Raw genomic sequence first — 21586 nt, 5'->3', positions numbered from 1 at the left:
CATAAAACGCGCAGTTTGATCCCTCTTTTCAAAATTGTAAAGCAGCCCAGGAGCAATAGCCAGTAAAGAGCTTATACTCTATATATCACGCAAGACAAATTGCGGAATAATGCGAATATATATAAGCTCTCCTATAATCTCAACAATTGTCTGGGTTACAATAACTGCTACAACGAGCGAACGGATTTCCTCAGGCATTGCAAGTGCAAACGGTAATACAACAAGTGAATTACGTGTCGAACCGCTAAAGATTAGTGCACGGCCTGTGCTGATATCGAGCTTTAGCCATTTCCCGACTATCTTTGAGATAAAAGGCATAATGATCATAAATGCTATGTAAATCGGTATCACTTTTAAAATCAATTCGAATGTACCCGCCAATTTGCCAATTTGAGAAGCAACTATTACAAACAAAGTTAAAGCCATGAATGGTACCGGGAGCCAGGAAGACCCCTCATAAACACGACCGCCCTCTTTTGAAAGAAGTTGTACAATCAGCGCAAAAAATAATGGCAATACAATAAAGGTAACAAATGCTTCAACAAATGGAGCGACCTCTACTACATTTGCCGCTTTTTCGCCGATAAACAGCCATAAATAAAACGGCAGTAACAGCATTTGTGCAACAAACAAAAAAGGGGTTGCACTGAGCATCGCCTTTTCATTCCCCTTGCCAAGCGCTGTAAATACAATGACGTAATCAATGCATGGGGTGAGTAAAACAAGGTAAACACCTAATAATAGTGGCGGATAATATGGAATAAAGAACGTCAGCACCCATACGACAATTGGTACCGCAAAAAAATTGACTATACAGATTGCGTAAAAAAAGCGCCTGTTTACAAAGGATTTTTTTAATGAAGCAAATGGAATTTGAACAAACATACTGTACATTAAAATTCCAAGAATCAGGGGGATTGAATTTTCCAGTTGACTTTGCAACCGCGAAAAATTCAATCCTGAAAATCCCGCCAATAATAAAGTTATGATATATATCGTTACTTGGTTCTTTTCCAGTTGATCTCTTGAAATCATGACAAAAACTCCTTTATCCGAGCGATTTCCTTTGAGAACATGTTATCCTTTTATTTCTTCATTTACAAACTGTTCAATACGTGTTCCAATCGCATCACGTACCTGTTGGAAAACAAGCCATTTTTCATCCGCTGATCCTACTGCTTTCGCCGGATCTTCAAATCCCCAATGCTCACGGCGTACATCCGGTGGAGTGACCGGACATTTATCTGCCGCATCCCCGCAAAGTGTTACAACTAACGTTGCGGTCTTTAGGATTTCTTCATCAATTAAATCCGATGTATGATTGGAAATATCGATCCCGACCTCATTCATTGCTTTAATTGCATTTGGATTGACACCATGTGTTTCAATCCCCGCAGAATAGACTTCCCAATCATCCGGTAATAACTCCTTCGCCCAGCCATCAGCCATTTGTGAGCGGCATGAGTTTCCCGTACATAAAAAATACAGAATTTTCTTCGTCATCTCGATTCCCCCTTTTAATAAAGTAATAATGTTATGTAAAGTCCGATCAGTGTGAAGAACAAAATTGGGACCGTCAAAACAATTCCTGTTTTAATGTAGGTACCCCAAGGAATTTTCACACCTTTTTGTGACAATACATATAACCAAACCAATGTTGCAAGTGATCCGATCGGTGTAATCTTAGGACCCAAATCTGAACCAATGACATTGGCATAAATGAGCGCTTCACGTATCATTCCGCTTGTTGATGTTTCCGCAATCGCCAGTGCATTCACCATAACTGTTGGCATATTGTTCATAACAGAAGATAAAAATGCTGCCATAAAGCCCATTCCGACTGTAGCAGCAAATAACCCTTGATCGGCTGTCCACTCAATGAAGCTGGCTAGTGCCGGAGTTAGTCCTGCATTTCCTAAACCGTATACGACTACATACATGCCGATAGAGAAAAAGACAATGTTCCACGGTGCACTTTTAATGACCGCTTTCGTATTGACTACTGTACTTTGCTTCGCCATAAATAAGAAGAAAATCGCTACAATTCCGGCAACGAGCGATACCGGCAGACCGATATATTCACTTGAGAAATAGCCCCCCACTAAAACGGCCAGTACAACCCAAGACAACCTGAACATCTTTATATCTTTAATTGCCTGTTTCGGTTCTTTTAGCATCGATTCATCGTACGAGAGTGGAATCGATTTATTGAAGTAAACGAGTAGAACAGTTATCGTGGCGACTAACGAAAAAATGTTTGGGATCATCATACGTGCTGCATACTCTACAAACCCTATGTGAAAGAAGTCCGCGGAAACAATATTTACTAAGTTACTTACGACAAACGGCAAACTTGTCGTATCCGCTATAAATCCGCTCGCCATAATAAACGGAAAAATCATTTTCTCACTAAACTGCAAATTACGGACCATCGCCAGGACGATCGGCGTTAAAATCAATGCCGCTCCGTCATTCGCAAACAATGCTGCAACGACTGCACCAAGCAAGCTGACATAGACAAACATCTTGATTCCATTGCCTTTTGCTCCACGAGCCATATGAAGTGCAGCCCATTCAAACAGGCCGATTTCATCCAGAACAAGCGAGATCAGTATGATTGCAACAAAGGACAATGTTGCATTCCACGTAATATCGATCACTGTTCCAACATCGGTAATATCAACAACACCTGCCATTAAAGCAATAATTGCCCCTGCCATGGCCGACCAGCCAATGTTCAGTCCTCTAGGCTGCCAAATAACAAATATGAGCGTCACGATAAAAATAAATGCTGCTATTACAAATAGACTCAAATTCTACTCCTCCATACATATCCCGCTAATTTTACAGTCACAAGACGGCTGCGTTTCAATTGAGACAAGGATATTTCGCATCAATTCTGTTTGGTCTTCATGAATGCGATAATGCTTCCATGTACCGACTTTCCGCTCGGCAATAATACCCGCCTCTTTTAGCTTCCGTAAATGTTGACTAACCGCGGGCTGAGAAATATTCAACACATCTGTAAAATCACAAACGCAAACTTCCCCCTTTTTCAGGCATGCAAGAATTTTCAACCGATTTAGATCAGCAACCGCTTTTAACTGCTTTTCCATTAATTCAATTTCCACTTATCAACACCTCTATTACTATATAAGAATATACTTATATTATAAGTCGAATGATATATAAGCAAGCAATTATTTAGAGAATACTTTTCTACATCGAATTTTTTTTGAAAAATAGAATGAATCGGCGGCAATCTATAATATAATTAATTCATTAGTCAAAATAATCTGAAGGTAAAGGGAGTATTATTCATGTCTCAAGCAAAAAGTATTAACTATTATAAGGAATTAATTGATTTGAAAGATCTCGAAGGAATGGAAGTCCATTTTCAACGGTTACTTAATGTTTCGATTGAATCCGTAAGTGACCTGGAGAATTGGATTGAAGAAGAAAAGAATTTACGCTTTGAAATTGAAGAAGCATTGACTGGCCATTTAGTCGACTTCTACCGAAATACAGATGATCCGGATATCAAATCAACTTACCTTCATGATCAGCAAGTCATTCAACCTTTGATGATGAAATATGAGGCAAAACTAAATGAAAAGTGCTGTGAATCACCTTTTTTCAGTGAATTGGATGAAGAGCGATACGGCTTAATGCGTAATTTTAGACAATCAAAGCTAAAACTGTTTAGAGAAGAAAATATCCCGCTGTTTGTAAAGGAACAGGAACTAAGCACAAAGTACAGTGAAATTATGGGCGGACTTACAGTTGAATGGGACGGAGAAGAAAAACCTTTCCCATTTATCGAATCCCAGCTGGATAATTTGGACAGAAGTGTTCGTGAAAAAGCTTACCATTTAATTAGAGGAGCCTACCGTCAAATTAAACCTGAAACGGATGCACTCATGGATGAGCTCGTTCAGCTGCGCCATCAAATTGCAGTCAATGCGGGTTTTAATAATTACCGTGATTATATGTTTGTAGCAAAAAATCGCGAGTACAGTATAGAAGATTGTTATAACTTTCATGAAAATGTTGAACTGCATATTATTCCGGCCTGGAACAGGCTTGCAGAAGTTTTTAAGTCTAAACTTGGTGTCGATACATATCGCCCTTGGGATAATACCGCAAAACTGCTTAAAAATCCTCCTTATTCTGAAACGCCCGCGCTTTTGGACGGTGTTGCCGAGATGTTAGGAAAAACAGACCCGTATTTTTTAGACCGTTTGGAATATATGAGAGAAAATGGATTGCTTGATCTTGGAGACCGTAAAGGGAAAAGTCCGGGTGGCTTCTGTGTCCCTTTACCTGTATCCGGGGATACTTTCGTTTTTGCAAACTTCAGTCCTTCCTTTTTCTCGCTTATTGCGCTAATTCATGAAATGGGTCACGCGGTAAATGGTTATCTCCAAGCCTCGGAACAAGGCCCTATTGAAGAATTCCAGTGGCGGGCGGAAATCGCTGAATTGTATTCACACGGAATGGAATTGTTGTTATTGGATAAGTTTAATCTGTTTTATCCTGAAGAACAGGAATTCAAAAGCGCGCAACGTGAAGAGCTTAGACGGGCATTTACGATGTTATTCGGCCCATTGTCAGGAGACCTTTTCCAGCATTGGATGTATACAAATCCTCAGCATACTGCGCAGGAACGTGATAAAAAGTTCTTTGAAATTTCAAAACGTTACGGCTTGAACCCTGTCGATACTAATGGACTGGAAGAGGAAATCGGCATGAGCTGGATCGGGACGCTGCACTTTATTCAATATCCTTTTTATGATATTGAATACTCGATGTCAATGCTCGGTGCCCTTCAATTACTTGAAAATTATCAAAAGAATCCTCAGCAAGCTGTCGAGTATTATAAAAAAGGTGCAAGTGCCGATTACAATCAATCCATTGCAGCAATATACAAAGAAACGGGTGTGGATTTTGACTTTTCAGAGTCAACTGTAAAACGTATGGGAGAATTTTTGGAAAAATTAATTCAGGATATTAATTCATAACCTGTCGAGAACAACTTGAAAAGAACGAATTCCCTTTGCGGAAATTCGTTCTTCTTTAGATTATAGCCATTTACGCTACTTAATTACTGCCTTTTACAATATTCTTCACACCAACATACGTTGCATAGAAATACCCGCCATAAATGATAACAAGGATCACTGAACTGATCAGTATGCTTTCATAGTTGAAATGGAACATTCCGCTGACCGCCTTGATTCCAACAATCGAATGAATGACCGCAAGACCTAGAGGGAGTAAAAAATAAATGAGACATTGTTTTAATATAGCCCCGTTTATCATTTTATCCGTGACACCGATTTTCTTTAGTGATATATAGCGTTCCAAGCTGTCACTTGCATCAGATAACTGCTGCAACGCCATAACAGCTGCGCTCGATATAATAAAGATGAGCCCTAAAAACAGGCCAAGGAATAGAAATAATGCCGCTGAACCATTTTCTCGCTCTTTGATTTGATCGATTGTACTTCCGATGACCAATCCCGGATGAATGTTTCTATATTTATTTTCTTCCAGATCATTAAATAAGTTAGAAAATCTCTCTTCGGATTTTTCAAAGTAGCGCTCTTCATATAATACGTTAAAACTTGAGAACTCTAGTTGGAGGTTTCCTGTAAAATTATCAGGAATGATAAGATAAAAGAACTTACTGCTCTTGTTAATTCTTATATTTTCTTCAATAGCCACATCATTTCTGATTGTATATGCTTTATCCTCAATTACAATGTTTTCTTCATTCTTCATATACTCAGGCAAAGCTTGGATCATCTCGCCATAGCTTGATACAATAAGTACCTCATCATCTTTTAGAGCAACAGCCTCTTGCCCCTTCAGATTGATAATTGCATTATAATCCGAAATTTTTATTGCTGAAACTGGACCATATAAGTAATTTTCCTGTATAGCAATCTGTTCCTGTTCGCTTAAATATTTTGATAACAGGTCCTCAATCGTTAAATCAAGGAGGTATTCATCAAAGAAAGCATGTTTTTCATATGGTTCAAATGTAAAGTCAATATTATTTAAATAGACTTCTATATCATTCACTGCAGGTTCTTCATCTTGATCAGCTACGAGAAACGCCGAAGCATCGAAAGGCAAATTTTTTGCTGAATTCTTATCTATCGTTCCTTTTAAATCAAAAGCAGTAAAGATGAGTGAGATTGTTAAAAAAAGCATTAGACAGATAATTGTCATGGAAAGGAAGTTCGTATTGATCTTATTGTTTATTTGTCTTAAGACAAATATATTTATATCTTTCAAATAGTATTTTTTGTTCTTTTGCACAATATGGATAAAGAAGCTCGAAAGGCTGAAAAAGAATAAAAGTGTTCCGAATACCCCTGCGATAACCGTGATTATCAATTCCATACTATCAGCATTTAAACCTGTCTTTAGGATTCTTGTATAGGCAAACACTAGAAAAGCTAAAGATAAAATAAATGTCAGCACGGATACGAAAGAGTTTTTCAGCTTTACTACTTCATTACGTTTTGAAGCATTTAACATATCAATCAGTTTGTATTTGGAAATTGTATACTGGTTGAAAAGCATGACAAGCAAATAGATGATACCAAAGTAGACAATCGATTTCATCATGGCGCCAAGTGAAAAAACAAACTTATATTTGTCAAGATCCATAGACAAGATGTTTGCCGTCAGCACCGACAAGCCTTGTGATACTATGATCCCAAGTCCAATTCCCGCAATTAAAGATACTACACCGATCAGGAGAGTTTCGACAATTAAAATTCTAGAGATTTTTCCTTTTGACATACCTAATGTCATATATAAGCCAAGTTCTTTTTTCCGTTTTTTTATCAAAAAATTATTGGCATATACAATCAGACCTCCAAGAACAACTGATACAAACACTGATGTTCCAGACATGAGCAATTCTAATGATTCACGAAAAACACTATTTTTGTTCATCTCCTGGATAGCTTGTTGCGAGTCAAGAGAGTTGAAACTGTAAAAAATACAAACCCCTAAAGTCAATGTCAGAAAATAGATTGAATAATCCTTAAAGCTTCTTTTAACATTATTGAATGCGATTTTAGAGAACATTGCCGACATCGCCTCCAAGTAAAGTCACCACTTCAATGATTTTATTGAAGAATTCCTTTCTCGTGTCATTTCCGCGCACGAGCTCATTAAAAATCCGACCATCTTTTATAAACAATATTCGATTGGCATAACTTGCAGTAAACGAGTCATGGGTAACCATTAGTATTGTTGACTGGTATTCTTTATTCAGTTTTTCAAAAGAATCCAACAATAATCGTGATGATTTTGAATCAAGTGCACCTGTAGGTTCATCAGCCAGGATGAGAGAAGGCTCGGTTACAATCGCTCTTGCACAAGCGACCCTTTGCTTTTGCCCTCCCGACAGTTGAAAAGGAAATTTGCTAAGGATACCCAAAATATCGAGCTTTTCCGCAACGGCTTTAATGAGCTGATCAATTTCCATTGCCTCTCTTTTTTGAATCGTCAAAGCCAAAGCGATGTTTTCATAAGCTGTCAGCGTATCCAGCAGATTAAAATCCTGAAAGATAAAACCTAACTCGTCACGTCTGAATGCTTCAAGACCTTTCTTCTTTAATGTCGTAATATCCTGATTATTGATAATAATTTTGCCAGTTGTAACATGATCAATTGTCGAAATACAATTCAGAAGTGTTGTCTTTCCGCTCCCTGAAGGACCCATGATTCCTAAAAACTCGCCTTCATTTACGGTAAAGCTGATATTATCGATCGCTTTTGTAATATTGCCTTTGTTTCCGTAGTATTTTTCGATTTTTTCTACGCTTAATATCGGTTGCATACGTTTCCTCCAAGATACATCTATTTTTTCACATCAAATTCGGCATGTGTTTCCATAATTTTTTTCCCTTTTACATATATCGTGACACCGTAATGCCCCTCTTCAAGACCTTCCGGAACAGATAGCTCGGCTATGAAATATTTCGCATCGTTTACAGTTACTTCTTCCTCCACTAAAAATCGGTTCGCTGTTTTAATTTCACCTTTATACCAAACCACTTCTGCTTTATTAGTCCAGAACCGGTTTCTCTTTGCGGCAAAATATATTTTTTCACCTGGTGTAAACGTATTTGTTATATCAGAAGGTTTTCCCTTTTCATCAATCGTTTTTGCCATGACGCCCTCTACGATTTTTGGCTCTGATACATATTCATACACTAGGAAAATCCCAAGACCTAACAGAAAGATTCCTAATACTATTGAAATGGCTTTTTTCATAATTTATTCCCCCTAATTGATTTCTAACGGTATCTTATCAATAGCTATTGGGAGGACATATTGATTTATATTTTATTAAAGTGACATTTTTGCAAGATTATAAACAAAAGCGCTAATGCGCCCGATTAACTCCGCCAGCGATTGGAGGTCCCGACGCAAAAGTAAACGTACCATCACTTTTGCACGATGGGCCGAAATGGCCAGGGGTTGGCGCTTTAGCCTAGACGTAAATAAAATTTTTAGTTTAAGGGATTTACAATACGTTAAGCATTCCCGAATAAATAAAAAACGGACTTATAGCTATTGTAATGTACAATCGCTATAAACCCGCTATTCTATGTTGCATTACTGCATGAAGTTTACGTTGGTTAAAGGGAAAATAATACTCACCTTTGTTCCTTCACCCGCCTTTGATGTGATGGTAAGACCTAAGCCAAGCCGATCTGCGAGTTTTTTACATAAATAAAGACCGATACCGGTAGACTTCCCGAATTGCCTACCATTTTCCCCGGTGAACCCTTTTTCAAAAACCCGATGTATATCCTTTTCTGGAATCCCTATCCCGTTGTCCTCAATCGTAAGAACGATATTATTTTCGTTTCTGACCGTATGGATGATTACCTTTCCATCACGTTCTCGGTTATACTTAATTGCATTCCCGATCAGCTGATTCAAGATAAATTCCAGCCATTTTGTATCACTGAAAACGATCCCTTCAACTTTTTCAAGGTCAATTGAAATTCCTTTACTAATAAAATCCCTTGAATTTCTCCTTATAACACTTCTTACAAGGTCAGCTAAAGGTACCTCTTTTATAAGGTAATCCTTGCTCACATTATTACTTCTTGAATAATAGAGAACCTGCTCGATATATTCTTCAATCTTCTTTATTTCCTCTTTAATATTTCGGGTAACGCCATTTTGATTATTTTCAATGATCAGCCTTGTGGAGGCAATGGGTGTTTTAATTTCATGGATCCATGTTTCAATATATTCCCTGTACTCATTTTCCCGGTCACGATAACTTTTTACATGCTCATGCATATCTTTGTTTGCCTGACGCAATGCCTCATACAAAGCCTTACCTTCCACAGTTTCAGGCTCTTTCATAACTTCAGGCAGCAAGTATTTCTGATCTAAATCATCCATAATGCTCGTTAATTCATCATAAAAAATTTTCTGCTTAAAATATTCGATCAACATATATATGAAGAGTGGAAAAAACCAAATACAGAAAATAAGAAAAACTGTTTGGACATTCATCCTGACAAGTATCATAATGCCGCCAATAATGATAAATAATATGAAATTCATGAGCAGGAATACAGTTCTGTCTTTAACATATTCTTTTAGTGTCATGGAAGTATATATCCTAACCCGCGTCTCGTTTCAATATTTTTCTCCATACCTAACGCTTCAAGTTTTTTTCTTAATCTCGTGACGTTGACCGATAAGTTATTATCATCTACAAAGACATCTGCGTTCCACATAAAATCCATGAGGTCGTCCCTTGATACGATTTTTCCTTTGTTTTTATAAAGACAGGAAAGTATTTTGATTTCATTTTTAGTGAGTTCTGCCTTCTCCCCTTTATAAGTAACAGAACCGTTGGATAAATTGAGCTTTAAATCATTATAAACAAGAGTATCCCGCATACTCGATCCCTGAACTCTTCTTAAAATGGTTTCAATTCTTGCCAAAAGAATCTGAGTGTTATAAGGCTTTGTAACAAAATCATCCGCACCTAAATTCATACTCATCAGTTCATCCATCTCGTTATCCCTGCTCGTCACGACGATGATCGGCACATCCGATTGTTTCCTTATTTCCCTGCAAATATAGTAACCATCAAAAATGGGTAGGTTGATATCCAGCAATATAAGATCCGGTGCTTCGTTTAGCGTTTCTTGAATAATATTTTCAAAGTTTGTCGGTGCAATTGCTTCAAACCCATATGTGATTAAAAAAGTTTTCAATTCTTCTCTTATCGTTTCCGTATCCTCTATAATTACGATTTTTGACATACGTTCACTTCCTTTAACGTTTGGAGTTCCAGATTAAAATTCATTTACACTTATACCATTCTTAATCATTTATCACAAACATATGTACAGCAGTCCTATGTGATTAACTTCAACAAAAAACGTTTTTACCCCTTTTTCCCAATAAAAAAAGAACGAAATCCATTCAAAATGAAATCGTTCTCCTTACAATATTCAGTAAGTTTGGATAATACTATTCTTTAATCAGGTTGCACATTTAATTTATTTTGTTCTTTAAAGTTCCAAATAAACGTAAAGATTGTTGCAATACTTCCGGCTATGCCTGATAGATAAAATGCGCCACCGATCCCTAAATATGAATTGAGTATCCCACCCACAAATGGACCAATAAACATTCCCAGTGCATATAGAGCTTGGTAAACTCCCATAGCTGTAGCTCTTTTCTGATACGGCACCAATTCTACTACCATCGCCAATAGTACAGGAAATAGGAGGCCAAGCGAAAAGCCGTTAAATATTTGCAAGATACAAAATAGCAATTTTCCATCTATTACAGGTGTAAGTAACGTAAAAACAGTCACTGAACAAAAAGCTAACTGTAACGTTCGCCACTTCCCTAACATTGGAACGAAATATTTGCCGCTTACAATTGCTGCTATTGCATGTGGTATCATAAAGGCAATAGTGACTAAACTTATATCGGTTGCTTTGAAACCGATTTCCAGTGCATATGCCGGTGTAAAACCAAACATTGTTGTAAAGAGAATTCCGTGGGCTACAATAGACAATACTGAAACTTTTATGAGAGGGACATAGGTAATTATAGACGTCAATTCTTTGAATCTAATAGGCTCACTAGTGACTTTTTCTTTTGATTCAAATACTAACACGGATAGGAGCATGCCAATTAGGGCAATTATTGCTCCCAGCCAAAACGGTCCATTCCATCCCCATTGTGCTATCGCATACCCGCTAAGACCCATGCCTGTAAATTGGGCCAGAACTACAACTAGGGAAATGCTCCCCATTGCCTTAGTGATCTGTTGATCCGTGAAATAACTTGAATAAAGAACTGTAAATACCACCCATGTTGCAGCTGCAAGCCCTGCTAGTGATCGCGCCACAAGTATCCATCCTAATTGATCTGTTATTGCAAATGTCAAGCAGCTTAATGCACTAATAAACAAACCAAATAAAATAAAGGGTTTCCTTATTTTTAAAAGATCCGAAAAAATTCCAATGGGCATTCGGCTAATTAATTGGAAAACGCCATAACTGCCTAATACAAGGCCAATAAAAGTATATTTCCCACCTTGTGATTCTATATATGGCGCTAATACAGGAACATAAATAAATTGAGAAACCCAAAATAAGAAAGAAACGAATAAAAAGGTAGTTTGGTTTCGAAATGTAAAGGCCATCCATAACTCCTCTCCCTGCTTAGTAACCGTTCTTATGCCAAAAATTATTTTAGAACAGCAAGACATGACAGATGGAAAAAGAAGGTATATGTCCCCTTCCCTTTTCCAAGTGCATTTTCTCGACATATCTTATTTTAAGTCAATTCTTGTTCTGTTTGATTTACTGAATTCTTTGGGAGAGTCATGAGTGAAACAACAACTGTTAAAAATATAGAAATAGGTAATCCCAAGAATACAGGATGAATGCCGAATGGATGTCCTGCTAATTGCCAGCCTATAGCTACGAATAAGCCAACCCACATCCCTATAGTGCCGCCAAGTTTTGTCGTGCCTTTCCAAAACAGCCCAAAAGTTACTGGGGCTACCAAGGCTGATACAAGCATTGCAGTTCCTGTTACCCATAAATTAACAAGCTGTGGAATATAAAGGGACAGCCCTAAAGCTAATAGTGAAACTATAAAAACTGATAATCTGCTGTATTTTAAGAGTTTTTTGTCATCCTGGATTTTCATACGCGGCCTAATGACATCATTCACGATCGATGAAGCACCTGCCATGAAAAATGAATCCGCAGTAGAGATAACCGTGGCCAGTAACGCGACAATCATTACTACAACCATCGGGAAATTGAAAACATGTTCTGTAATGGCATAATACGCTAAAGTTGGATTAATCTCGCCCATTGGCAAGCCATATTTACCGTAAATACCTATGATAATAACGGCCATACCTGTCGCAAATGCTACAATAATGGAAATCCAGTAACCTCGTGAAGCTGTTTTTAAATCTTTGGCTGCCCAAAATCGCTGCCATAGATCCTGTCTGACAAATTGATATCCCCCAATAGTCAAAAGGTATACCAATACCTCCGTCATCGAAATATTAAATATATTCAAATTAGCTCCTTCATTTATCGCGAGAGCATTTTCAGAAATTTTATTCCAACCGCCTGATACGAAAATAACAGTAACAAATAGAATGAAGATACCAATAGTTTGTATTGTTCCATGAAATGCATCTTGCCAAATAACAGATTTCATACCACCGAAATAAGTCTTTAATGTAAGCATTATCCAACTAATAATAATACCAGCTGTCATACTAATTCCAATAGTTAAGTTCAGAATAGTAGCAATAGCAATAAATTGCATCCCAGTAATAGCACTATATGCTATTAAAATACTAATCACTGTAGGGAAACGGGCACCTTCACCAAATCGTAATGTGGTAAAATCTGCGATGGTTACCATGTTATATTCTTCCCCATACTTCCTGATTTTTTTCAGGAAGAAAAACATCATTAAAACACCTGTAATAAAAATACTGAAATTTAGCCAGTTTTGTCCCATGCCGAAGTTGTACCCATTTGTCATGAATCCCAACAGAGTGGAACCTCCAATTGCTGTTCCAACGAAAGTTAATATTAATGGATAAATGGATACGGATCTGCCAGCTACGTTGTAATCATCGTATGTTTTAATACTCTTTTGATTGATGTAAAAAGAAATTGCAAATAGAAATAGGAAATAAAAGATAACAATTCCACCTAAAATCGTTTGTTCTTGTGAATTAAACATTACATTTCCCCCTTTTCAATTAAATTTCTTCAATAATTCTTACTAAAAACCTCTTCGGCCTCTAACGCGTTCTCACTGATAAAAACTGTCTCACCCTCGATAACTGTCCGAATAACTTTTATATCTTTAATCTTTTCTTGATCCACCTTGAACGGATTTTGATTCAATACTATAAAATCAGCATACTTGCCAATTGAAAGTGACCCTATAATATTCTCATCACAACCAGAATAAGCTGCATCTATTGTATACGCTCTTATTGCTTCCTCAGCAGAAATTGCTTCGTCTGTCCCAAGTTGCCGCCCTCCCACTGTTTTACGAGTAACAGCCGAATAAATGCCCAATAATGGGTTTCCATTACATACTGGTAAGTCGGAGTTTCCCGGAGCTATTATTCCATATCTCTTAAAAGAGGCATGCGGAAACACCCTAGCTGCTCGTTCTTCCCCTAAATTTTTCAAGTAACTATCACCGATTGAATACACAAATCCAATGGAAGAGGCAGCAATTATCCCATACTCTGCTATTGTCTTTAGGTGATCATCAGTAGGTAACGCACAATGTTCAATTCTATTTCTCATTTTTTTATTATCATCCGGATTTGTAGCTTGTTTAATGGCTTCCAGTGCCATATCGATGGCCTGTTCCCCAATTCCATGTACTGCAACCCGTAAATTATTATTTATAGCCTGTGATACTAACTGATTTAATTTCTCTTGTTTCATATATAAAATTCCACGGGTATTCTCATTACCTTCAAACGGTTCGTTTACTGCTGCTGTTTTTCCGCCAACACTTCCATCTAGCATATATTTTAAGCCCTGAATGTTTAGTCGATCATTTCCAATTCCGCTCTCTATACCGAGGGAAAGAACTTCTTCTTGAACGCCTTTCCATCCCATTAAATCAGTAGCCCATAACCATAAACGTACTTTTAATCGGAAGTTCTCTACTTTTTGGAGCTGTTGATATACCGCCATTTCTTTTGAAGTCACGGCCATATCGTGGACAGCAGTAATACCCCAGCGGTAGAATTGCTCTTGTGCCTGTAACATCGTATCAACCATCTGTGTTGTTGTGAATGGCGGAATCATAAATTCCTGCATTGCATTTTCCTGAATCAATCCGCTAGGTTTTCCAGTTTTCTGATTAATATGAAAGTGTCCCCCTTGTGGATCTTTTGGGAGTTCGGGAAGTTCACTTACATCAAAGGCCTTTCGATTAACAACCGCATTATGCACACATGTTCTTTTCAAAAAAACAGGGTGATCAGGTGCTGCTTCAGTTAATTCTTCTATTGTTGGAAATCGCTTTTCTTTCATTTTGCTGTCATCCCAACCCATTCCTAAAATCCATTGTCCTTTGGGGGTCACTTTTGCCTTCTCCCTTACAGCATGAAGTATACTTTCGATATCCTGAGTCACTTCGGATCTTAAATCAAGTTGAAGTAAGTTCAGTGCATAGTGCAGAGGGTGTGTATGACTCTCTATGAAACCCGGTAATACCGTTTTTTTATACAAATTTTGCATTTTTGTTGACGGTCCTTTTAATTTTTCAACTTGTTGATCATAAGCAATGACTTTCCCATTTTTGATAGCCATACTTTCAGCAATTGGATAACTTTCATCCATTGTATAAATCTCAGCATTTGTAATGATCAAATCTGCATACATATAAACTCACCTCTTCTTTTTTATTTTCTCAGTTGGATGCACAGGCCAATTTACAAATAGTATGCAATAGCACATTGGCACCCATGTCAATTGAATTCCTACTTGTGAATTCCTCTTTACAATGACTCTTGCCACCTTCACTTTGAATAAATATCATGGCGGTAGGAGTAATTTCATTCATATATTTTGAATCATGGCCTGCACCACTAACCATTTTTTGGCTGCTATATCCAAGTTCATTGGATGTTTCGGAAATGATGTCAATTAGTTCAGCAGAAAAATCGCTAGCAGAGGATTCCCAAATTTTTTTAATTTCTATCATAAGCTGTTCAATTGCAGCAGTAACACTTAACTTTTCTATAATCAATTGAGTTAAATGCTCTTTAACCCTATCATCTGAATGTCTGATATCTACCGAAAAGACAACTTCGCCAGGAATGCTGTTGATTGAATTTGGTTTTACTTCCATTCTTCCTACAGTTGCTGTTGCCTCACTATTTTCGCTGACAATGGTATCTCTAATAATTTGGATAAGTTTGGCTGCTACATAAAGTGCATCTTTTCTCATGTTCATTGGAGTTGGGCCAGCGTGGTCAGATTGTCCGGTAATTTTAACTTCTAGCCAATCAATTCCTTGAATACCTGTCACAACCCCAATGTCTATAGCTCTATGCTCTAATACGGGGCCTTGCTCAATGTGTAGTTCAATGTAGCAATGGCTGTTTTGAAATCGGCTGCTTTTTTCACCATGGAACCCAATTCTTTTAAGTTCTTCTAAAAAAGTTTTTCCATCCTTGTCTTTACGACTATAAACAAATTCTTTATCAAAATGCCCTGTAGCACCCCCTGCACCTAAAAGCGGCGGTTCAAATCTAGCACCTTCTTCATTAGTAAAATTAACGATCTCAATTGGCTTTTCTGTCTGAATGTTATAGTCATTCAATGTACGAATTACTTCAAGACCAGCAAGTACTCCCACTATACCGTCAAAGCGGCCACCTTCTGGTTGTGTGTCCAAATGAGATCCAATCAGTACCGCGGGAGCATCGGGGAGGAGCCCTTCTCTTCGTCCATAGATATTTCCAAAATCATCCACTCTAACTTCAAGTTTACTATCCTTCAACCATTGAATAAAGGTGTTCCTCATTTTCTTATCTTCATCAGTAAGTGCAAGTCTTCTTATTCCACCCTCGGATAGTTCACCTATTCCTGCACTTTCGTCGATCGCCTTCGTAAGACGATCGCTATTGATTTGTATTTTTTGGCGAATCATTAACCCAAACCTCCTTAATTCTGAATTTCAGGGACTTAACATTTTAAAAGCAATTTATATGCCAACTATTTTGAGGACAAATGCCAATTTTGTAGACAAATATATAAAATTTTTGAATAAATTTATTTTATTTTTAACAAAAACGACTCATAATTTCGCCATTTGAACCAAAGACGACTCACTAAAAGCCTATAAAATCTTTCTTCGTAGTTTTTCGAAACGAATTTGACTCAAAAATAATGTTATAATCTACTCATCGTTTAATGGGGAGGGTAAAAATTGCAAAAAATCCTTAATATTATAGAGAATCCATTTTTTATTAAGATAATTGATTCACTTTCTGATGGTGTACTAATTGCTGATAGCAAAGGGAATGTTCTATGTATTAACCAGGCTTGTGCGAATTTTTCAGGTAAACCTAAATCTTTCTTCATCGGAAAGGATGTATATCACTTAGAAGAATTAGGTATTTTTAATCCTTCTGTCGTAAAACTTGTCCTCGAAACAAAAACGGTGGTTAGTACAGTACAATCTACAACTAGTAAGGACAGCCGGTTCATTGTTTTAGGACATCCGATTAAAAATGAAGTCGGGGAAATAGAGTACATTACTGCCCAAACAAAAGATATTACCGAAATTGTAAAAACAACTAATAAATTAGAAGAAACACAGTCATTATTAAAGCGTTATAGCGAGGAGATTTTCCGCTTAAATTATGTAAAAAAACTAGATTCACATTTTTTCTCTGGACAAAGCCCAGTCTATCTTACTCTTTTAAAAACAATTGATAAAATTTCTCTTACGGATTCTACAGTGTTACTCACGGGAGAAACGGGGGTTGGGAAAAATGTGCTTGCTCAACGGATACATGATCTAAGTGAGCGCAGCAATGGCCCTTTTATTGAAATTAACTGCGGAGCAATACCGGAGGCCCTTATCGAATCAGAACTTTTTGGATATGCAAAAGGGGCTTTTACTGGAGCAAACAAAACAGGTAAAGCCGGATTAATAAAATTGGCAGATGGCGGTACTTTATTTCTTGATGAAATAGGTGAGTTACCGATTCATCTACAGGCAAAGCTATTGCAATTTCTGCAGCAAAAGAAATTTCTTCCTGTAGGTTCGACTAAGTATGAAATTGCTAATGTAAGAATTATTGCTGCCACAAATTTAAATTTATTTGATGAAGTAAAAAATGGTAACTTCCGTTCAGATTTGTATTATAGGCTAAACGTATTGCCAGTACATGTTCCTTCGCTTCAAGATAGAAAAGAAGATATAATTGGCCTTGTTCATTTTTATTTAATTAAATCAAATAACAAACATAAAAGGAAATGTCACATTTCACCTGATGTCTTAGAGAAACTTCAGCAATATAGTTGGCCGGGAAATATTAGAGAACTAGAAAACTTAATCGAGAGATTAGTAATTATTTCTGCAGATAATGAAATCCAATTGAAAGACCTGCCGGAACACTTGAGAGAACATAGTGAGGCTATAATTGATACGTACTTAGAAGGTAACAACACCTTGAATGATGTTTTAGACTCTGTGGAAAAAAGGATTATATCCAATTCCTATGCTATAAACAAGACAACAAGAAAGACAGCGGAGGCACTGGGAATAACCCAATCTTCACTTATGAGAAGAATAAAAAAATATAATTTGTCCATTGAGTCATAATTTATAAAGAAAACCATTGCACTAAAAAACAAGGAATCATGCCTTTTACTTTCTGTAAGGGTGAGCCCTTGTTTTCTTTTTACTGAGTTCTATTTTTAGTAGTTCCGGCACCAATTGATTAATTTTATTTAATTAGCCTTTGAGTGGATATCTTTCTTCATCAAGTGTGCCTTTTTCCCCACTATGACGCATAGCACAACAATGATAGCTAGAATAATTGTAATCCAAGTAATCGATTCCCCTAAAAATAATACAGAAAAACCAATCATTAAAAAAGGCTGTAAGTATTGAATCTGCCCTACCCTCGCAATGCCTCCTAAAGACATACCACCATACCATGCTACATAAGCTAAACACTGACTGACTATTCCTAAATAGAACAAACTGACCCATGCTTTGATAGGTGCCTGCAACATACCGTTTGATAAACCCAGGCCTACAGGAATAACAAAAAAGGGTGCACCAATTAAAATAGCCCAAGCAATGACTTGCCAGCTTCCAAGTTCCTTTGAAAGTTTGCCGCCTTCAGCATAACTTAATCCAAGTAATATGACCGCTGCGATCAGCGCAAAGTCTCCTTTATGCAACTGCCCTAATCCTAAATAGATGGCATAAATAATGACCGTAATCGCCGCGGCTGCACTCGCAATCCAATAGCGTTTTGAAGGCCTCTCACCCCCTCGCCACATAGCAAAACCAGCTGTCGCAAGTGGGAGTAAAGCCAATTCAATTGCCCCATGTGAAACTGGCAATGACTTCATCGCATATGTTGTTAATAACGGAAAAGCCAGTACAGCTCCAACAGCGACAATTAGTAAACTCTTAATATGTCTTTTACTTGGTAAAGATTGCTTTTTCACAATAAATACTGTTCCGACTATAATTGCTGCAATAACTGTCCTACCCAATCCGACAATTGTCTCACCGAAGTAAGAAACAGCAATGCTTGTAGCCGGTAATGTAAAACTGAAACAAATGATTCCAATAAAGCCTAACAGCATCCCTTTTTTCATATGAGTTTCCATTTCATTCCCCCTTCACAGTCGTAAAAAAATATTCCATAATTAGTTAATACGATTAAGCTAATTAAACAGATTGTAATGAAAATCCACTCTTTTTAAAATAAGGGAATTTCCCATCTGTCATGGGACAGATAGCAAAGGAGAACGAGATGACAACTAAATATATTGGCATTTTGGAATGGGTCAAACAACAAATTAAGGATGATTGCTTAAAGACAGGAAGTAAGTTGCCTTCAATCCGACGGCTCGCTGAACAATTTCAATGCAGTAAAAATACGGTTGTGAAAGCATTAATTGAGTTGGAAAAACAGCATATGATTTATGCAAAACCTAAAAGTGGCTATTACGTAGTGGATGATTATCAAACATTTGACGAGAAGGAAAGCGAGATTGATTTCTTATCTGCTGGTCCGGATAAAAGGATTATGCCATATGAAGATTTCCAGTATTGTATTAACCAGGCAATCGATCATTATAAAGAACAGTTATTTACTTATAGTGATCAACAGGGCCTTTTTTCTTTACGTAAGGAGCTTGCGAAGTATTTGCAACATTTACAAGTATTTACGAAACCCGATCGGCTTGTCGTTACGTCCGGATCACAGCAGGCACTCCATATTCTCTCAGCCATGCCGTTTCCGAACGGGAAAAAGAATGTATTAATTGAGCAGCCTACATACTTTGGGATGATTGATGCCTTACAGGTAAACGGGATTACAACATTCGGAATTGAAGTGACGATGGAAGGAATCGAATTTGAAAAACTGGAGAAGTTATTTCGCTCCGCTGACATAAAATTCTTTTACATCATCCCAAGATGCCACAATCCATTAGGACATCATTACTCTAATGCAGAAAAGAAAAAAATTGTTGCTCTTGCAGAAAAATACGATGTATATATCGTAGAGGATGATTTCTTGGCAGAACTTGATACAGATATAAAGTCCGATCCTTTGTTTGCATATGAACCTAATGAAAGAGTCATTTATGTTAAGAGCTTTTCCAAAGTATTTTTGCCTGGACTGCGAATCGCAACAGTGGTACTTCCTGAAAAAATGATTTCTTCCTTTGTGCACAATAAATTCAGTGCAGATTTCAATACATCGCCGCTTTCACAGGGGGCTTTGGAAATCTATTTAAAAAATGGGATGTTTCAATACCATTTAGAAAAGGTGAAAAAATTATATTCAACTAAAATGGATCTGTTATTAGAAGCATGTTCACTGTATTTACCTACCTATGTACAGTATACAAAGCCCAAAAGCGGTTTTTATCTCACCATCTACTTGCCCCCTTCTATAAATGTCGATAAATTGATTTACATGCTGCAGGAAAAACATATTTATGTAGATAATGCTTCGAGAATGTATTTAAGTGAAAACAGGAAGAAAGCAATTCGTCTAAGCATTTCACAAGTAGATGAAAACAAAATCCATCTCGGCATTCAGCAATTGGCCGCGCTTATAATCGAACTGTATGAAAAACGGAATTATAACCTGCTCTCGTTCAAACCGTATCTTTAAATTCAATAACAGTATTCAAAATAAAAATGCCCGGTTCACTTTAGAACCGAGCATTCCCTGAAGCCAGGAATTTATTTTACTTCTTCCACTTGGTCAGCGCTTGCTTTCACGCGGTCAAAGCCTACTTTAATCGCATTCACGTATTCTTTAATTACTTTCTGAGCAAGTTCCGACTGTGGGTTCAGTGATTCAAAGCCATGATATGCGCCTGGATATAAGTGAAATTCCACATCAACCCCTGCCTGTGCCAGTTTAGTTACATACGTAATGGTTTCGTCACGGAAAGGATCCAATTGACCAACACATGTATACGTATATGGAAGATTGCGATAATCCTCCGCTCTTGCCGGTGCAGCATAAATTGGTATATCATCATGCCCATGCAATTCGCCTAAATAGCATTTCCAGCCAAAATCATTCGTTTTTTGGTTCCAGATCATACCTTCCGTAATTTCGTTCGCGGAAGGTGTATCGTTACTGTCATTAATCATCGGATAAAGTGGCATTTGGAAACAAATTGAAGGATACTCACGGTCACGCGCCAGCAATGTTAAACCGGCTGTCAAACCACCGCCGGCACTTGCCCCGGCTACGCCGATACGGTTCTTGTCCACTTGCAGTTCTGCTGCATTGTCCGCAATCCATGCAAGGGCACTGTAGCAATCTTCAAGCGGTGCAGGATACGGATATTCCGGTGCTAAACGGTAATCAACGGAAACAACGACACAGTTAGCTGTCTCGACAACTTGTACACAAAGATGATCATTGTCTTCGATGCTGCCCAGTACATAACCCCCACCATGAATCCACAATAAAACAGGTAATTCTTGATCCTGGTGAGCTGGTTTATAAATACGAACACGAATTTCATTGTCATCAATGCCGGTAATAGTTTTATTGATAATATTCACTGTATCAGTGCTCGTTAACGGCAGTACCGCCTGGGCCATACCTTCGCGCATCGTTTCCAAGTGCTCTACTTTAAAATCAAAGTCTGTAAATGCTTCTAAACCGGCTAAAAATTCTGGATTTACTCGTTTGATCATCTTCATTCCTCCATGTCACAAAAATTGAACTCACTCTACTAATTTATTCGTCCTGATAAATGAA

At 37.5% G+C, this 21586-nt stretch carries 18 protein-coding genes; 3 read left to right on the top strand and 15 right to left on the bottom strand.

What is annotated here, in order from left to right:
• Nucleotides 1-78: 78 nt before the first annotated feature.
• From MKZ25_RS07240 to MKZ25_RS07225, 4 genes are read right to left on the bottom strand one after another with little or no spacing between them, the layout of a single operon-like run.
• A complete protein-coding gene (locus MKZ25_RS07240) occupies nucleotides 79-1035 on the bottom strand; it encodes an arsenic resistance protein (RefSeq protein WP_340800906.1) in 957 nt (318 codons plus the stop codon).
• 42 nt (nucleotides 1036-1077) lie between these two features.
• Nucleotides 1078-1503 (bottom strand): arsenate reductase (thioredoxin), encoded by a 426-nt coding sequence (gene arsC, locus MKZ25_RS07235; RefSeq protein WP_340800905.1) that lies wholly within the window; start codon nucleotides 1501-1503, stop codon nucleotides 1078-1080.
• Between the two features lie 14 nt (nucleotides 1504-1517).
• A complete protein-coding gene (locus MKZ25_RS07230; protein ID WP_340800904.1) occupies nucleotides 1518-2813 on the bottom strand; it encodes an arsenic transporter in 1296 nt (431 codons plus the stop codon).
• Between the two features lie 3 nt (nucleotides 2814-2816).
• The gene (locus MKZ25_RS07225) at nucleotides 2817-3131 is read right to left on the bottom strand and encodes an ArsR/SmtB family transcription factor (protein ID WP_340800903.1); all 315 of its coding nucleotides are present in this window, start codon (nucleotides 3129-3131) and stop codon (nucleotides 2817-2819) included.
• Nucleotides 3132-3320: 189 nt separating this feature from the next.
• Between MKZ25_RS07225 and MKZ25_RS07220 the strand changes: the two genes are divergently transcribed.
• Nucleotides 3321-5021, top strand: a complete 1701-nt coding sequence (locus MKZ25_RS07220; RefSeq protein WP_340800902.1) for a M3 family oligoendopeptidase — start codon at nucleotides 3321-3323, stop codon at nucleotides 5019-5021.
• 79 nt (nucleotides 5022-5100) lie between these two features.
• Here the strand turns inward: MKZ25_RS07220 and MKZ25_RS07215 are convergent, their stop codons facing one another.
• The 9 genes from MKZ25_RS07215 to MKZ25_RS07175 all read right to left on the bottom strand — a co-directional run bounded on the left by MKZ25_RS07215 (nucleotide 5101) and on the right by MKZ25_RS07175 (nucleotide 16248).
• On the bottom strand, nucleotides 5101-7107 hold the full coding sequence (locus tag MKZ25_RS07215; protein WP_340800901.1) for an ABC transporter permease: 2007 nt from the start codon (nucleotides 7105-7107) through the stop codon (nucleotides 5101-5103).
• Complete coding sequence (locus tag MKZ25_RS07210) at nucleotides 7097-7864, bottom strand: ABC transporter ATP-binding protein (protein WP_340800900.1); 768 nt, start codon at nucleotides 7862-7864, stop codon at nucleotides 7097-7099. Before MKZ25_RS07210 ends, MKZ25_RS07215 begins: the two co-directional genes overlap by 11 nt.
• Before the next feature lie 20 nt (nucleotides 7865-7884).
• The gene (locus MKZ25_RS07205; protein WP_340800899.1) at nucleotides 7885-8301 is read right to left on the bottom strand and encodes a hypothetical protein; all 417 of its coding nucleotides are present in this window, start codon (nucleotides 8299-8301) and stop codon (nucleotides 7885-7887) included.
• 345 nt (nucleotides 8302-8646) lie between these two features.
• Nucleotides 8647-9660 (bottom strand): sensor histidine kinase, encoded by a 1014-nt coding sequence (locus MKZ25_RS07200; RefSeq protein ID WP_340800898.1) that lies wholly within the window; start codon nucleotides 9658-9660, stop codon nucleotides 8647-8649.
• Nucleotides 9657-10325, bottom strand: coding sequence for a response regulator transcription factor (locus MKZ25_RS07195; protein WP_340800897.1), 669 nt, complete (start codon nucleotides 10323-10325; stop codon nucleotides 9657-9659). Before MKZ25_RS07195 ends, MKZ25_RS07200 begins: the two co-directional genes overlap by 4 nt.
• Before the next feature lie 218 nt (nucleotides 10326-10543).
• Entirely contained in the window at nucleotides 10544-11725 is a 1182-nt protein-coding gene (locus tag MKZ25_RS07190) for an MFS transporter (protein WP_340800896.1), read from the bottom strand.
• A gap of 134 nt (nucleotides 11726-11859) precedes the next feature.
• Nucleotides 11860-13302, bottom strand: a complete 1443-nt coding sequence (locus MKZ25_RS07185) for a sodium:solute symporter family protein (RefSeq protein ID WP_340800895.1) — start codon at nucleotides 13300-13302, stop codon at nucleotides 11860-11862.
• Between the two features lie 29 nt (nucleotides 13303-13331).
• Nucleotides 13332-14975: an amidohydrolase gene (locus tag MKZ25_RS07180; protein WP_340800894.1), complete on the bottom strand. Its 1644-nt coding sequence runs from the start codon at nucleotides 14973-14975 to the stop codon at nucleotides 13332-13334.
• A gap of 28 nt (nucleotides 14976-15003) precedes the next feature.
• Nucleotides 15004-16248 carry a Zn-dependent hydrolase gene (locus MKZ25_RS07175; protein ID WP_340800893.1) on the bottom strand — a complete coding sequence of 415 codons (1245 nt, stop codon included), beginning with the start codon at nucleotides 16246-16248 and terminating at the stop codon, nucleotides 15004-15006.
• Nucleotides 16249-16527: 279 nt separating this feature from the next.
• On the opposite strand from MKZ25_RS07175, the gene MKZ25_RS07170 reads away from it, so the two are divergent.
• Nucleotides 16528-17931 (top strand): sigma-54 interaction domain-containing protein, encoded by a 1404-nt coding sequence (locus MKZ25_RS07170; protein WP_340800892.1) that lies wholly within the window; start codon nucleotides 16528-16530, stop codon nucleotides 17929-17931.
• Nucleotides 17932-18059: 128 nt separating this feature from the next.
• Here MKZ25_RS07170 and MKZ25_RS07165 read toward each other — a convergent pair whose 3' ends face one another.
• Entirely contained in the window at nucleotides 18060-18956 is an 897-nt protein-coding gene (locus tag MKZ25_RS07165; protein WP_340800891.1) for a DMT family transporter, read from the bottom strand.
• A gap of 146 nt (nucleotides 18957-19102) precedes the next feature.
• Between MKZ25_RS07165 and MKZ25_RS07160 the strand changes: the two genes are divergently transcribed.
• Complete coding sequence (locus tag MKZ25_RS07160; RefSeq protein WP_340800890.1) at nucleotides 19103-20476, top strand: aminotransferase-like domain-containing protein; 1374 nt, start codon at nucleotides 19103-19105, stop codon at nucleotides 20474-20476.
• Nucleotides 20477-20547: 71 nt separating this feature from the next.
• Here MKZ25_RS07160 and MKZ25_RS07155 read toward each other — a convergent pair whose 3' ends face one another.
• Nucleotides 20548-21522, bottom strand: a complete 975-nt coding sequence (locus MKZ25_RS07155) for an alpha/beta hydrolase (protein ID WP_340800889.1) — start codon at nucleotides 21520-21522, stop codon at nucleotides 20548-20550.
• Nucleotides 21523-21586: the final 64 nt, after the last annotated feature.

Source organism: Solibacillus sp. FSL W7-1464 (assembly GCF_038004425.1).
Classification (GTDB): Bacteria; Bacillota; Bacilli; order Bacillales_A; family Planococcaceae; genus Solibacillus.
This window is presented reverse-complemented; position numbering and strand designations above follow the sequence as displayed.

Excerpts from the sequence above, each read along its gene's own strand:
- arsC (WP_340800905.1), bottom strand. The coding sequence starts at position 1,503 with ATGACGAAGAAAATTCTGTATTTTTTATGTACGGGAAACTCATGCCGC.
- MKZ25_RS07215 (WP_340800901.1), bottom strand. The coding sequence starts at position 7,107 with ATGTTCTCTAAAATCGCATTCAATAATGTTAAAAGAAGCTTTAAGGAT.
- MKZ25_RS07160 (WP_340800890.1), top strand. The coding sequence starts at position 19,103 with ATGACAACTAAATATATTGGCATTTTGGAATGGGTCAAACAACAAATT.
- MKZ25_RS07210 (WP_340800900.1), bottom strand. The coding sequence starts at position 7,864 with ATGCAACCGATATTAAGCGTAGAAAAAATCGAAAAATACTACGGAAAC.
- MKZ25_RS07195 (WP_340800897.1), bottom strand. The coding sequence starts at position 10,325 with ATGTCAAAAATCGTAATTATAGAGGATACGGAAACGATAAGAGAAGAA.
- MKZ25_RS07165 (WP_340800891.1), bottom strand. The coding sequence starts at position 18,956 with ATGGAAACTCATATGAAAAAAGGGATGCTGTTAGGCTTTATTGGAATC.
- MKZ25_RS07220 (WP_340800902.1), top strand. The coding sequence starts at position 3,321 with ATGTCTCAAGCAAAAAGTATTAACTATTATAAGGAATTAATTGATTTG.
- MKZ25_RS07185 (WP_340800895.1), bottom strand. The coding sequence starts at position 13,302 with ATGTTTAATTCACAAGAACAAACGATTTTAGGTGGAATTGTTATCTTT.
- MKZ25_RS07180 (WP_340800894.1), bottom strand. The coding sequence starts at position 14,975 with ATGTATGCAGATTTGATCATTACAAATGCTGAGATTTATACAATGGAT.
- MKZ25_RS07190 (WP_340800896.1), bottom strand. The coding sequence starts at position 11,725 with ATGGCCTTTACATTTCGAAACCAAACTACCTTTTTATTCGTTTCTTTC.
- MKZ25_RS07155 (WP_340800889.1), bottom strand. The coding sequence starts at position 21,522 with ATGATCAAACGAGTAAATCCAGAATTTTTAGCCGGTTTAGAAGCATTT.
- MKZ25_RS07200 (WP_340800898.1), bottom strand. The coding sequence starts at position 9,660 with ATGACACTAAAAGAATATGTTAAAGACAGAACTGTATTCCTGCTCATG.
- MKZ25_RS07205 (WP_340800899.1), bottom strand. The coding sequence starts at position 8,301 with ATGAAAAAAGCCATTTCAATAGTATTAGGAATCTTTCTGTTAGGTCTT.
- MKZ25_RS07175 (WP_340800893.1), bottom strand. The coding sequence starts at position 16,248 with ATGATTCGCCAAAAAATACAAATCAATAGCGATCGTCTTACGAAGGCG.
- MKZ25_RS07240 (WP_340800906.1), bottom strand. The coding sequence starts at position 1,035 with ATGATTTCAAGAGATCAACTGGAAAAGAACCAAGTAACGATATATATC.